Source organism: Peribacillus sp. NPDC097284, assembly GCF_044761765.1.
In the GTDB taxonomy this organism is placed as follows: Bacteria; Bacillota; Bacilli; order Bacillales; family DSM-1321; genus Peribacillus.
In genome coordinates, this window is record NZ_JBIWCZ010000003.1 from 357,873 (window position 1) to 372,385 (window position 14,513).

The window sequence follows — 14,513 nt, forward strand, 5'->3', positions numbered from 1 at the left end:
ATCTTAATGGAGGTGTTTTTTTGGCCATTCTTGTTACTGGCGGAGCTGGATTCATAGGAAGCCATACATGTGTAGAGCTCTTGAATGAGGGCTATGATGTTATTGTGGTTGATAATTTTTCTAATAGTAAACCAGAATCTTTAAAGCGTGTTTGTGAAATAACAGGGGAAATAATAAAGATTTATCAGGTCGACCTTTTAGAGGGAGATCTTTTCGAAAAGGTGTTTATAGAAAATAAAATAGATGCCGTTATCCACTTTGCTGGACTTAAAGCAGTAGGAGAATCCGTCGATCTTCCACTTAAATATTATCAAAACAATATTACGTCTACCATTATTCTTTGTGAACTCATGCAGAAGTACAAAATAAAAAATCTTGTATTTAGTTCTTCTGCTACTGTTTATGGAATGCCGGAGAGTGTACCCATTTCAGAAGATTTTCCTTTACAAGCATTAAATCCATATGGAAGAACCAAGTTAATGATTGAAGAAATACTTCAGGATTTATATATAGCAGATACTGAATGGAGCATTTCAATTCTAAGGTACTTCAATCCGATTGGAGCTCATGAAAGTGGAGAGATAGGTGAAGATCCTTGGGGAATTCCTAATAATCTGATGCCTTATATTACCAAAGTAGCTGTAGGAGAATTAAAAGCACTTCATGTTTTTGGGAAAGATTATCCAACTATCGATGGTACAGGTGTCAGAGACTATATTCATGTAGTCGATCTTGCACACGGTCATGTATTAGCACTTGATAAAACTCTAAAAGCATCTGGAGTAAATATCTATAACCTTGGTACTGGAAATGGTTACAGCGTCTTAGAAGTCTTATCAGCATTTGAATCGACAACTGGAGTTAACATTCCATTTAAAATTACACACCCTAGACCAGGAGATGCTGCAGTCTGCTATGCTGATCCTACAAAAGCAGAAAAAGAGTTGAAATGGACTGCAAAAAGAAACATCAGTGATATGTGTCGAGATTCTTGGAGATGGCAATCTCAAAATCCTAATGGGTACAAAAAGAATAAAGATACGGAAAATCCTCGCTTGGAACAAAGTGAGGATTTTTTAATACAAAATTAATCGAAATATGGTGAAAAGAATGGAACAAGAAGATCTAAATAAGGAAAAGTTCAAAGATCTATTATTGCATGCTTACAAATTAGGTACGGAATCAGAAAACATGAAGGTTTCAAATTTAATAGAAGAGATCAAACAACAGTTAGTTGTTTCAAACCGTAAATAAATCCGCTGGAAGTGAAATTATGAAGAGAATGTTTGATTTATTCATATCAATCATTTTATTACTTTGCTTAAGCCCTCTAATAATAATTATTGGTGCATTTATAAAGATTAAATTTGGATCACCTATTCTTTTTAAACAGATGAGACCAGGTATTAACGGAACTCCATTTTATCTTTATAAGTTTCGTTCCATGAATAATCAAAAGGATGATAAAGGGAAACTTCTTCCAGATCATTTGAGATTAACTCCATTTGGTAACTTACTTAGAAAGTTCAGCCTAGATGAATTGCCTCAGCTAGTTAATGTTGTTAAAGGAGATTTAAGTTTAGTAGGGCCACGTCCGCTTTTAATGGAATACCTTCCGTTATATACAGAAGATCAAGCTAAACGTCATCATGTTCGCCCTGGTATTACTGGATGGGCACAGATAAATGGACGAAATGCAATAACATGGGAAGAAAAATTCAAATTGGATGTTTGGTATGTAAAGCATCATACATTCCTACTAGATATTAAAATTTTATTGTTCACGGTATCCAAAGTGATTCAATCTGAAGGGATAAATTCTGCAACACATGTAACCATGAGTCCTTTTAAGGGTTCAGCAAGTAATGAAAGAGAGGAGCAGAGATGAGAATTGTAATAATTGGAGAAGGTGGTCACAGTAAAGTTATAAAAGACATAATAGATTCAATTAAGGGCTATGAGGTTATTGGATTTTTAGACGATAAATATGAACAAACACTAGTTAAAGAACATCTATTTTTCGCACCGCTTTCAACGGTATCTAATTTACTAGATCATTTCACGGATATAAAGTTCATTATTGCAATTGGTGACAACCATGTTCGGAAAAAGATTGCTCATGAATTGAATATATCTGATTCTTTTTATGTAACGTTACAGCACCCTTCTTCAATTATCAGCTCAAGTACACAAATAGGTGTAGGCACAGTAATCATGCCATTTTCAGTCATTAATGCAGATACTAAAATTGGTCGTCATACAATTATCAATACTGGTGCTGTGATTGAACACGATAACAACATTGGAGACTTTGTACATATATCACCTCATGCTACATTAACTGGTTCTGTCAAGGTAGAAGATGGAGTTCATATTGGTGCAGGCTCTACACTAATACCAAATGTGGAAATTGGAGAATGGTCCGTAATCGGAGCTGGAGCTACAGCTATTAATAACATTCCACCTCATAGTTTAGCTGTCGGTACTCCAGCCATGTTGAAAAATAAAATAGGATTAGGTGGTGTATAAAGTGTTAAATGCGACTATTAAAAAGCGAATTTTCCTTTCATCACCACATATGAGCGGAAATGAACAGAAGTATATTAATGAAGCTTTTGAAACAAATTGGGTTGCACCAACAGGACCAAATATTGATGCTTTTGAAAAAGAATTAGCAGAATATGTAGGAGTGAAAGAAGCCGTTGCAGTCAGTTCTGGAACTGCAGCGATTCATTTGGCTCTTTCTTTATTGAATGTGAAGAAAGGAGATACAGTTTTTTGCTCAAGTCTTACATTCGTTGCAACTGCAAATCCAATTCTGTATCAGAATGCTGAACCTATTTTCATTGATTCAGAGCCGGAAACTTGGAATATGTCACCACTTGCCTTAGAAAAAGCATTTACAGAAGCTGCTAATTCAGGAAAGCTTCCAAAGGCTGTAATCATTGTGAATCTATATGGTCAACCCGCTAAAATGGATGAACTGCTAACAATCTGTAATCAGTATGAAGTTCCAATAATTGAAGATGCAGCAGAGTCACTTGGAGCCACTTATAAAGGAAAAGCCAGTGGTACATTTGGAGACTTAGGTATTTATTCATTTAACGGAAATAAAATCATTACAACTTCTGGCGGGGGAATGATTGTTTCTAATAATACTTCAGCAATGGAACGAGCTCGGTTTTTAGCCACTCAAGCAAGAGATACAGCCCCTCATTATCAGCATAGTGAATTGGGTTACAATTATCGAATGAGCAACATTCTTGCAGGAATTGGGAGAAGTCAACTAGAGGTGTTAACGGATAGAGTAAAAGCCAGAAGAGAAATTTACAATCTATATTATCAAGAAATGGCTTATCTACCTGGAATTACATTTATGCCCGAATTAGAAAATACCCAATCTAATCGGTGGCTGACAGCATTGACAATGAATGAAAAAGAAATAAAGATTCCTATACCTGAACTACTAAATTTTCTTGAAGGAGAAAATATTGAGGCACGACATGTCTGGAAACCACTTCACTTGCAACCTCTTTTTAAGAATTACAATTACTATCCTCATACTAAAGAAACTGATGTTTCTCAACATCTTTTCAAGACGGGTATCTGTCTGCCATCTGGGTCCAATATGACCCATGACGATCAACTGAGAGTAATTCATTCAATAAAAAAAGCATTAACATAAAGAATGGTTACACTCCATTAATCCATTACTCTAATTGGTAAATGGAAAAAACATTGAAGAGGTAAACATATGATTGGAAAAAATATTTCAGAGTTAAGAAAGAGAAGAGGTTATACCTTATCTGAACTTGCTCAACAGGCAAAAATTTCGAAGTCTTATCTAAGTAATATAGAACGTAACCTTAATAAAAATCCCTCATTGCAAGTTATGGAGAAAATTGCGAACGTATTAAATGTTGACTTCGTAACACTACTAAAACAAGAAACTACCAAGGTTAATCCATGCTACTTAGAAAAAGAATGGATAGATTTTGTGGAGGAACTAAAAAAAAATGGTCTTAAAAAAGACCAAATAAAAGAGTACAAACCGTTAATTGAGTTCATTAAATGGCAAAATAAGAGGGATTAATTTATGAATCTAAATAATAAAATTCCGAAAGTTATACACTACTGTTGGTTCGGAGGAAAAGAAAAGCCTGAAATTGTGAAGAAATGCTTGGAAAGTTGGAAGAAACACCTATCAGAATATGAAATTATTGAATGGAATGAAAAAAATTTCAATCTTAATATAAATTCTTATGTACAAGAGGCATATGAAGCAAAAAAGTTTGCTTTTGTCAGTGATTATGTTCGTGTTTATATCTTATATCATATGGGTGGTATTTACTTGGATACTGATGTTGAAGTCTTTAAATCTTTCGATGATTTACTTCACCATGATTCGTTTTGGGGGTTTGAACAGGAGAATTACATTGCGACAAGTACGATTGGTGCAGCTAAAGAGAATGAGTTAATAAAAATGTTTCTTGATTCATACGAGAAGAAAAGTTTCATAAAAGAAGATGGTAGCTTAGATCAGTTAACAAATGTAGCGATTGTAACTAAATTAATAGAAAATCTAGGTTTAATCAAAAATGGAGAGTACCAAGAACTTCAGGATATGGGTGTATTTTATCCCCGAACCTACTTTTCACCATATGATTATATTAATTGCAGGACATTAATAACAGGTGAAACGTATGCCATGCATCATTTTTATAAAAGTTGGCTGCCAGCAAAAGTAAGATTTAAAAGTCTAATAAAAAAATTACTAGCCAAATTAATAGGTGGAAAAAATATTGCTAGAATTAGAAAATTGGTTACCTAGGAGATAAAAATGAAAAAAATATTGATTTCTTCTTTCGATATGGAAGTCGGTGGAGTTGAAAGAAGTTTAGTAAGTATGCTAAATAATTTTGATTATGAAAACTATAGTGTCGATTTAATGCTATACAAGCATCAAGGGGATTTCATGAATTTAATTGTAAAGGATGTAAATTTATTAACGGAAAATCCTTTTTATTCTACTTTCAGAAAATCAATAAGCAATACAATAAAAGATAAACAATACACAATTGGGATGACAAGATTACTTTCAAAAGCACATGCAGAGTTCATTGGTAATATTAAAAAATCATCAGAGCCTGGGTATTTCCAAATGCAATTAATGTGGAAATATGCCTTACCTTTTTTACCTAAATTAGATAAAGAATATGATACAGCTATTAGCTTCTTATGGCCCCATTACTTTATTGCCAAAAAAGTAAAAGCCAAAAATAAGATAGCGTGGATCCATACGGACTATTCAAATGTAGAGACAAATATCAAAATGGATTTGAAAATGTGGAAAATGTTTGACCATATAATTGCAGTATCAGATGCCTGTAAACAATCATTCTTAGTAAAGTATCCCACCTTAAAAGAAAGAGTTAAAGTTATAGAAAATATTACTTCGCCAGATTTTATTAAGAAAATGGCAGAAGAGAACGTAGAAAATCCATTATTAAATGATAGAAGATTTAAGATCATAACAGTAGCTAGGTTATCTCATGCAAAAGGAATAGACCTTGCGATTAAAGCTATGAAAATCCTCAAAGGTAGAGGGATAAATAAGATAGCCTGGTATGTAGTTGGATATGGTGGAGATGAACAATTAATCCAAGAATTAATTATTAAAAACGGACTTGAAGATTGTTTTGTATTATTAGGTAAAAAAACAAATCCTTACCCCTTTATTAAGGCTGCTGATTTATATATACAACCATCTAGGTATGAAGGAAAGGCCGTTACTGTTACAGAAGCAAAAATACTTGGAAAACCCATTTTAATTACAAATTATTCTACTGCTCATAGTCAAATTAATTCTGGTCTTGATGGGGAAATAACCGATTTATCAATTGATGGGTTAGTTGAAGGTATAAGAAGCTTGTATACGAATGAAAAATTAAGAATAAAATTAATTAATAATTGTAAGAAAGAAGACTACAAAAACAGTGAGGAACTTTACAAATTATATAGTTTATTCTAAAAAATTGGACGTGTTGAAATGAAGAAAGTTCTTTTCTTTTTAGAAAGTCTAGCAGGTGGAGGAGCAGAAAAAGTTTTAATAGAATTAGTTAATAACTTAGATAAAGAAAAATTCGATATTACTGTTCTAACTGTTGTTGATACAGGCGTATATAGGGAAGATGTAATCAAAAAATGTAAATATTTAAGTATTTTAAAAAACCACAATGAGTATAATCGATTTTTTGGCAAGCTTTTATATAAAATAAAATATAAGTTAATTTACAAAATTCCTACTTCATGGGTCTATAAACTTTATGTTAAAAAAAAGTATGATATAGAAATTGGATTTGTTGAGGGTTTTTCTACAAAATTCATAGCTCATTCATACAATACTAAGAGTAAAAAAATTGCTTGGGTTCATGTAGATCCAATAAATAGAGATTACGCGGATAATTATTATAGGAATAATAAAACTCAAGTTGAGTGTTATAAAAAGTACAATAGCATTGTTTGTGTTTCAAATAGTGTAAAACAAGCATTTGAACAAAAAATGTACGAACATGAGAATATTATTGTTCAATATAACCCTGTTGATAGAGAGATGATAATTAATAGGAGTAAAGAAATAATAGAACAGAAAAAGCCGGAAAAAATATTAATTGGTACTGTTGGTCGACTTACAAATCAAAAAGGTTACGACAGGTTACTTAAAGTTTGTAAAAAATTGATGGATGATGGATTGGAATTTGAACTATGGATAATAGGAGATGGACTTGAAAAGAATAATATAAAACAATATATAACTGAAAATAATATGGGGGAAAATATTAAGATGATGGGCTTTCAAAAAAACCCTTATAATTTAATGAATATGTGTGATCTTTTCGTTTGTTCCTCTAGAGCTGAAGGTTTTAGCTTAGCAATTGCTGAATCACTTATATTGGGTATTCCTATTATTAGTACAAATTGTGCGGGACCTAATGAGTTATTGGGACATGGAAAGTATGGCCTTATTGTTGAAAATAACGAAAATTCATTATATGAAGGGCTTAAGATATTGTTAACAGATGAAAAAATGCGTAATGATTTTAAAAATAAATCTATGGAAAGACAAAAAATATTTGAAGTTAAACCAGTAATAAAGGAAATTGAACAAATACTAATGTAGGTGATAATATGAATCCTTTAGTAAGTATTATAGTTCCTGTCTATAATAATGAAAATCATATCATAAAGTGTATTGACTCATTATTGATACAAGACTATCCAAATTATGAAATCTTAATAATAAATGATGGATCTGTAGATAAAAGTGGAGAAATTTGTAACAGATATCAATCATTAAATAAAAAAGTGAAGGTTTTCCATATAGCTAATCAAGGAGTATCAAATGCAAGAAATTATGGTATTGAGAAAAGTATAGGTGAATATATACAATTTGTAGATGCAGACGACTTCATCAATGAGAAATATATTTCTAGTATGGTTTGTGCATTAAAAGGAGAGAAGCTTGACATAGTTATAAGTGGTATTAAACAAGTTAAGATGAATAATCAAATAATAGAGGTTATAAAAGAAATTAAAACAAAAGATTCAGGGTTGTATACAAAAAAGAATCTATTTTTTATAATGGCTGATTTAATAAATTCTTCATATATTAATTATTGTTATTCAAAATTAATTAAAAAAAAGTTACTAATTGAAAATAATATTAGATTTGATAAAAATGTTAGCCTGGGTGAAGATACGCTTTTTGTAATAGATGTACTCAAACATAGTGAAAATATTTTTATATTATCTAACGCGGAATATAACTATTTAATCCATTCTAATGAAACCCTTACATATAAACCAAGGGATGATAAATTTATTTTATTATGTAATGTATCTAATAAACTTTTGGAATTTTGTTTAGAAGAGAAGTGTTATTCCGAAGAGGTAAAAGAAGTATTAGATAAAAGGTTTTTAGAAATAATTAAATTCTGTTTAGATGAAAATTTAAGTTTAAATAATAACCAAATATTTATTAAGAAAATAAAAAATATATCGAAAATTCTAAAAGATGAAAATACTTGTAATTTTATTTCTGAAAAAAACCCCATTATTAATAAATATCCAGTTTCTTTAATTAAAGCCATTGAATCAAAAAAATCTATTAGATATATAATTATTTATTATTCTTTAATACTAAAAAGAAAGCTTGGAGGTATTATATGAAAAAGATACTTTTTATAAGTAAAAGTGATACGATTGGTGGGTTAGAAAAGGTTTTATTAGATATAGTATGTTCACTAGACATATCCAAATACGAAATTACCGTTATGACGGGTAGTTATAATGAGGAAATACAACGCAACCTTCCACAAAATATATATTATAAAAATTTATTTAAAAAAAAGTTTAGAGGTTTAGATAGTATATTAGTCTATTTCCCTCCTTTTTTACTGCATAAGTTTTTTATTAAACAATATTATGATATAGAAATCTCATTTCAAGAAGGATATCCTACGAAAATAATATCTGGAGCACATAGAAAAACAAAAAAAGTGTGCTGGCTTCATAATGATCCAGATTACTATGATTTCAACCTCCCATTTTTTCGAAGTAAAAAACAATTAAAAAAAAATTTAAATAAGTTTGATAATGTTATTGCCGTTTCAAACTTTATTGTTGAGGGCTATAAAAAATATATAGATTTAAACACTGTAATACAAGTAATATATAATCCTATAGATTTTAAGAAAATAAAGGAATTATCCAACGAACATATTTTTGATCTTACTGATTCAAATGGCAAATTTAGAATTTGTTATTTAGGTAGATTATCAGAAGAAAAACAAGTTGATATGTTGGTAGAAAGTGTGATTTCATTACATGATTATTATAGAAATATTGAATTAATAATTATTGGGGTAGGCCATAAACATGAAGATCTTTATAATAGAGTTCAGATGGCTAACGCTGAAGGTTATATAAAATTATTAGGATATAAAAACAATCCATACCCCTATTTGAGTAAATCTTCTTTATTAGTTTGTTGTTCCATAACAGAATCTTTTTGTTTATCAGTTGTAGAATCAATAGCTTTAAATATACCAGTATTATCAACAAAATGTGGAGGGCCAGAAGAAATTTTAGATAATAGTAAATATGGTTTGTTAGTAGAAAATAATTATGACTCTTTATCATTAGGAATAAAAAGTATGTTAGATAACAGAGAACTTTTTATGGACTACAAGAACTTTAATTTGGAAACTTTCAATAAATTTGAAAAAAGTTATATAATTTCGCAAATTGAAAATATGCTGGAGGAGAGTTCACTATGAAAAAGATTGTACTATTTAGCCATGGTGGGAGTGGAAATCGCGGGTGTGAAGCAATTGTTAGAAGTACCCAAAAAATGTTAGATAATATTAATGGTGATAGAATGTTTTATCTTTGCTCATTAAACAAAAAAGAAGATAACGATGTAGGAATTTCTGGTTTTAATGACATAATTCAATATTCTAATTATGTAAAAAGAAAATCGTTTAATCATATAGTAGCAGCAATTAATAATCGATTTACTCACAATAACGAAAAATACATTACATTAGCACAAAAGGATCTATATAAGAACTTTAATAAAGAAACTATAGCATTATCTATAGGGGGAGATAATTATTGTTATTCAAATTCCAAATGGTTATATCTAAGTCATTCAGCAGCAAAAAAAAGAAATGCTAAAACAGTTTTATGGGGGTGTTCATTAGAAGAGAATAACATGAATGAAGAACTGATAAAAGATTTAAATAGTTATGATCTTATTATTGCTAGAGAAAGTATTACATATAGCTTGTTAAAAAATCATGGACTTGAGAATAAATCAAAATTATATCCTGATCCCGCGTTCCAATTAGATATAGAGGAGACAAAATTACCTTTTGGATTTAGAGTAAGGAATACTGTTGGAATCAATTTAAGCCCCTATATCTTTAAGAGCAAGATTTCTAAAGATGAAGTTGTTGAACTATATTTATGCTTAATTAAGCATATTATTGAAACCAGTGATATGCAAATAGCATTAATACCCCATGTTTTTTGGAGTCATAATAATGACTTAGAAGTATTAAATGAAATATACTCCAAGGTAAAGGAAACTGATAGAGTAGTATTAATAAATGAAGAGTATAATTGTATGCAATTAAAATACATCATTTCCCAATGCAAGTTATTTATAGGAGCAAGGACCCACTCCACAATAGCTGCTTATTCATCATGTGTCCCTACTTTAGTATTAGGTTATTCAGTTAAATCAAGAGGGATAGCGAGAGATATATTTGGAAGTGAAGAAAAAATGGTGATACAGATTCAAGAGTTGGATAACCATATAGATTTAATCAATGCATATGAATTTATCAAAGAAAATGAATTAAAAATAAGAAGCCAGTTAACAAAGCTAATGCCAATATATAAGGGTAAATGTGATCTAGCTGGAATGGAATTAATGAAATTTAATTAATTTTGGAACTCAAGGATACTTGATGATTAGCATGAGCCTTGAAATCGATAAACTTGCTTTTTTATAAAAAATCAGTGTATTACCTTTCATAAGACTTAAGGGAACATCCATTTAATTTAACACATAGGTATTACCTTTCCCATTCTATTTTTCTATTTACTTTACTTTTTTCTCTCATTGTCTTCCAAAAACCTATGTTTCCGGGATTAGGAAGAATTAATAGTATCAAGGAACGAGATGATCAACAAAATTTAAGTTTGGTCCGAGTTTTTGAGAAGGATATAGCAAAAAAAGAGATACACAATTGTATGGAACTATCCTTAGGAAACTAATGACAACTTATATACTTTTTAACTTTTTGCTACAAAATATTAAATCAATTAATTTAATTAATTATTAAATTAGAAATAAAAAAGGTGAAGTATGCATAATAAACAATATAAATTAGGCGCTATATTATCCTACATTTCCATTCTTATGGGAAATATAGTTGGCATTATATACACGCCAATCATGTTAAGATTACTTGGGCAAGCTGAGTATGGTTTATATTCACTTGTCGGGTCAATGATAGCTATGTTAAGTATAGTAGATTTAGGATTTGGTAATGCAAGTATAAGGTATATATCTAAATATAGGATATTAGGAGATAAGAAAAAAGAATATAGCGTGAATGGTATGTTTTTAATAATATATACAGTCATAGGTTGTTTAACTCTAATTATTGGTTTAATTTCATATTATTACATTGGTGGATTATTCGATGAAAGTTTAACAATTGAAGAAATCGAAAAATTCAAAATAATGTTTATGATATTAGTTTTAAATTTAGCAATTGGCTTTCCGTTTGCTGTATTTGGTTCCATCATTGTTGCATATGAAAAATTTATATTTCCAAAAATAATTGGAATCATTAGAACTCTAATAAACCCTATAGCACTTTTAACGGTATTGTATATGGGCTATGATTCATTAGCAATGGTTATTACAAATACGATAATTAACATAGTTTTTTTGTGGGTTAATGTCTACTATTGTTTTAAGAAATTAAAAATTAAAATACATTTTAAAAAATTTGATTTACAGTTATTAAAAGAAATGTTCATATATACTTTCTTTATCTTTTTAGCAATCGTAGTAGATAAAATTTATTGGACAACAGATCATTTTTTATTGGGGATTTACTCTGGGACTATAACAATTTCTATTTTTGCTATAGCTTCACAAATTAATATGTACTATATGCAGTTTTCAACGGCAATTTCAGGGATGTTTTTACCTAGAATAACAGGTATGGTCATAAAGAAATCAAAAGATAAAGAACTTACAGATTTGTTTATTAAAATAGGTAGAATTCAGCTAATAACACTTGGCTTAATTTTAACTGGATTTATTTCCTTTGGTAAAGAGTTTATATTATTGTGGGCAGGACCAGAATATCACCAGGCTTATATAATGGCTATTATCTTAATAACTCCGTTTACAATTCCGCTTATACAAAATACCGGAATTACTATATTGCAGGCTAAAAATTTACATGGCTTTCGATCCATTGTATTACTTTTTATTGCTTTCGGTAATATAATAATAAGTATACCTCTTGTAAAATTATATGGAGGTATTGGTGCTGCTCTAGGTACTGCCATTTCAATGATAATTGGGAATATACTTATTATGAATATTTATTATTATAAGAAAATTAAAATTGATATCTTGAAATTTTGGTTTGAAATTTCGAGAATGAGCTTACCTATATGGTTATGTTTATTAGTGGGTTTTTTAATGAATATATTAATAGACATTAATAGTATAACATCCTTAATTATTAAAATACTTTTATATAGCTTTATTTATTCTATTTTAATGTATGCTATAGGTATGAATACATTTGAAAAGAATCTTTTTTCTTCTCTTATTAGGACACCAATTAGTAAATATAAACAGAAACCCCCAAATAAAAAAGACGCTGGAATTTGAAAATTAAGCATTACCGGAGGTTATCTTCCTCTTTTATATAAACAAACATGTATATTAATATCATGCTGGGAAAGGGGGAAAGTTTCCTAAAGCTCCACTAGATTTTTTATCCAGTGGAGCCGCAATGCAAATATTAAATGTATAATAAATTATTATACATTTAGGAAATAACCAAGAAATATTACCAATTTCTTCTATTGGTAGATTTCAAAAAAATCGAAAAGAAAAATATAAAATTATCTTTTCACATAAATTTTCACATTTATTTTATCTGAATAGGTTATTTTAACTGTATTTTCATTCACTAGTGTGATTATAGGATCAATAATAGTAGAGCCAGATACACATAAAATAAAAGGTTCTAGTGTATTTAAGTTATGCACAATGGTAGTTGAGAACTTATTGCCATCTGATTGAAGGGTTACAGTTTATTTGAACTCAATTTCTGGATTAAATCCCACGAAAATGGCTGTATCGGGTATAGGTAAAGTTAAATTATTGAAGGTGTTTTCTGATGAAATTAGTTTAACCATAGGTTTACTATTATTATAATAAGCTAGCTTTAAAATCGGATTAGTTCCTTTATAATTAAAATTACTGTCGTTTAAAATTAGAGTGAACACCTGATTAACAATTTTTTCGTGAAAGATGAGAAAATTAAATTTAGGATTAGAAATTTCAATATTACACTCATTTAGTTTTATTACTCCGCTAGGTTGATTAAAATCAGTTGCGAATATATAAGTTAAAGTAATAGCAACTATTTCGCATTTGTTTAGAATAGTCGTTGAGGAAAAACCTTGAGAATTAATATTTCCAACCTTCACAACAGTATCTAAGAGTTTTGAATTTAAAATAGTTACTTCTCTATCTTTGGTAGTAAAAATATGATTATTAATAATACTATTGGTATATTCACAATTATCCATAATAACTTTTTCACTAAAGGTTTTATCATTACGGGTCTGCACGTTTATCTTCAAGTTGTTAAATGAGCATCTATTAAATTTATAAACCTTAAAAGTAATTTCTTTTAATGATAGGGAATCAACTAACTATGCAATCTTCCATTTTATACATAGAAAAAACTGGTACACCAACTAAGTAGCGAACTTTATACGGTTATTCCTAAATGTATTGTTAAGATTACTAACCCCCAAATCCATTCCTGTGATATCCACAAAATTATTATTAACAATATTTATTTGGTAAGAATTATTTGCAGCGACACCGAAATTACCTCCGTATATACTATTCTCTGATATATTAACAAAGGCATTAGCAAAGTTAGAATTCATTAATCCAATTGATGATCCACAATTGTGTATTATATTCCCTTTGATGTTAGCGTATAGTAGAATATACAGATTAATACCAATCATATCCGTATTATAAATGTGATTATTCTCAATCTGTATAGAATAACACCCAGCAAGTATCCCATGGTTACTTCCATATATGAGGTTGTTTCTAATCACACAGTTATCTCCGTATGAGTCCTCTTGATTAATACCGTATCTTGTTGAATCACTAAATATATATTTACCGTCTAGAAAGCTGTTTGTTCCTTTTCCATTATCTCTAATTGTATTGTGTTGTACGACATTATAACTTCCTCCAAGTGAAATGCCTCCTCTATGGCCATTAAATATCTCATTGAATTCAACTAGATTATGATGCGGGATTAAACCAAACTTTAAGCTGATTTGAAGGTTTTTAGCAGGATTAGTTTCGTTTGAGAATTGCATTCTCATTTTCGAAGCTGAAACGGGTATAGAAATGTCCGTATAAATTTTCTTCTTTTTAAGTACACCAATAAAAGTATTATCTGCTTTGTAAAAGAACACATCTACTTCTTTGTTTATTAAATTAGTTAATCTTGAATAACCCGCACCAGCGATTTGAAAAGAAGAATATTCTACACCAATTGGAATGTTAATAAATCCTGTTGTTAAGGAATTAGAAGAATTAACTATTTGTCCAGTTGCATAATCTAATGAATTTAATGTTAGATACATTCACC

Annotated in this window: 15 protein-coding genes; 13 read left to right on the forward strand and 2 right to left on the reverse strand. The window is 29.6% G+C overall.

Annotated elements, in window-relative coordinates; all coding sequences use genetic code 11:
- Positions 1–20: 20 nt before the first annotated feature.
- The 13 genes from galE to ACIQXU_RS09810 all read left to right on the forward strand — a co-directional run bounded on the left by galE (position 21) and on the right by ACIQXU_RS09810 (position 12,490).
- Positions 21–1,091 (forward strand): UDP-glucose 4-epimerase GalE, encoded by a 1,071-nt coding sequence (gene galE / locus ACIQXU_RS09750; RefSeq protein ID WP_402988686.1) that lies wholly within the window; start codon positions 21–23, stop codon positions 1,089–1,091.
- 19 nt (positions 1,092–1,110) lie between these two features.
- Positions 1,111–1,254 carry a YwzD family small protein gene (locus tag ACIQXU_RS09755; RefSeq protein WP_402988689.1) on the forward strand — a complete coding sequence of 48 codons (144 nt, stop codon included), beginning with the start codon at positions 1,111–1,113 and terminating at the stop codon, positions 1,252–1,254.
- A gap of 19 nt (positions 1,255–1,273) precedes the next feature.
- Positions 1,274–1,888 (forward strand): sugar transferase, encoded by a 615-nt coding sequence (locus tag ACIQXU_RS09760; protein WP_402988692.1) that lies wholly within the window; start codon positions 1,274–1,276, stop codon positions 1,886–1,888.
- The gene (locus ACIQXU_RS09765) at positions 1,885–2,529 is read left to right on the forward strand and encodes an acetyltransferase (protein ID WP_402988695.1); all 645 of its coding nucleotides are present in this window, start codon (positions 1,885–1,887) and stop codon (positions 2,527–2,529) included. Before ACIQXU_RS09760 ends, ACIQXU_RS09765 begins: the two co-directional genes overlap by 4 nt.
- A gap of 49 nt (positions 2,530–2,578) precedes the next feature.
- On the forward strand, positions 2,579–3,685 hold the full coding sequence (locus ACIQXU_RS09770; protein ID WP_402988818.1) for a DegT/DnrJ/EryC1/StrS family aminotransferase: 1,107 nt from the start codon (positions 2,579–2,581) through the stop codon (positions 3,683–3,685).
- 69 nt (positions 3,686–3,754) lie between these two features.
- On the forward strand, positions 3,755–4,093 hold the full coding sequence (locus ACIQXU_RS09775) for a helix-turn-helix domain-containing protein (protein ID WP_402988698.1): 339 nt from the start codon (positions 3,755–3,757) through the stop codon (positions 4,091–4,093).
- Positions 4,094–4,096: 3 nt separating this feature from the next.
- Positions 4,097–4,831: a glycosyltransferase family 32 protein gene (locus ACIQXU_RS09780; protein ID WP_402988704.1), complete on the forward strand. Its 735-nt coding sequence runs from the start codon at positions 4,097–4,099 to the stop codon at positions 4,829–4,831.
- A gap of 9 nt (positions 4,832–4,840) precedes the next feature.
- Positions 4,841–6,031 carry a glycosyltransferase gene (locus ACIQXU_RS09785; protein WP_402988709.1) on the forward strand — a complete coding sequence of 397 codons (1,191 nt, stop codon included), beginning with the start codon at positions 4,841–4,843 and terminating at the stop codon, positions 6,029–6,031.
- 18 nt (positions 6,032–6,049) lie between these two features.
- Positions 6,050–7,180: a glycosyltransferase gene (locus tag ACIQXU_RS09790; protein WP_402988712.1), complete on the forward strand. Its 1,131-nt coding sequence runs from the start codon at positions 6,050–6,052 to the stop codon at positions 7,178–7,180.
- A gap of 8 nt (positions 7,181–7,188) precedes the next feature.
- Complete coding sequence (locus ACIQXU_RS09795; protein WP_402988716.1) at positions 7,189–8,229, forward strand: glycosyltransferase family 2 protein; 1,041 nt, start codon at positions 7,189–7,191, stop codon at positions 8,227–8,229.
- Positions 8,226–9,338 (forward strand): glycosyltransferase, encoded by a 1,113-nt coding sequence (locus ACIQXU_RS09800; protein ID WP_402988721.1) that lies wholly within the window; start codon positions 8,226–8,228, stop codon positions 9,336–9,338. The genes ACIQXU_RS09795 and ACIQXU_RS09800 overlap by 4 nt, the downstream gene beginning before the upstream one ends.
- Positions 9,335–10,513, forward strand: a complete 1,179-nt coding sequence (locus ACIQXU_RS09805; protein ID WP_402988727.1) for a polysaccharide pyruvyl transferase family protein — start codon at positions 9,335–9,337, stop codon at positions 10,511–10,513. Before ACIQXU_RS09800 ends, ACIQXU_RS09805 begins: the two co-directional genes overlap by 4 nt.
- A gap of 423 nt (positions 10,514–10,936) precedes the next feature.
- Positions 10,937–12,490, forward strand: a complete 1,554-nt coding sequence (locus ACIQXU_RS09810) for an oligosaccharide flippase family protein (protein WP_402988738.1) — start codon at positions 10,937–10,939, stop codon at positions 12,488–12,490.
- Positions 12,491–12,918: 428 nt separating this feature from the next.
- Here the strand turns inward: ACIQXU_RS09810 and ACIQXU_RS09815 are convergent, their stop codons facing one another.
- Both ACIQXU_RS09815 and ACIQXU_RS09820 read right to left on the reverse strand, forming a co-directional pair.
- On the reverse strand, positions 12,919–13,461 hold the full coding sequence (locus ACIQXU_RS09815; protein WP_402988748.1) for a hypothetical protein: 543 nt from the start codon (positions 13,459–13,461) through the stop codon (positions 12,919–12,921).
- A 129-nt stretch (positions 13,462–13,590) separates the two neighbouring features.
- Positions 13,591–14,508 (reverse strand): right-handed parallel beta-helix repeat-containing protein, encoded by a 918-nt coding sequence (locus tag ACIQXU_RS09820; protein WP_402988753.1) that lies wholly within the window; start codon positions 14,506–14,508, stop codon positions 13,591–13,593.
- Positions 14,509–14,513: the final 5 nt, after the last annotated feature.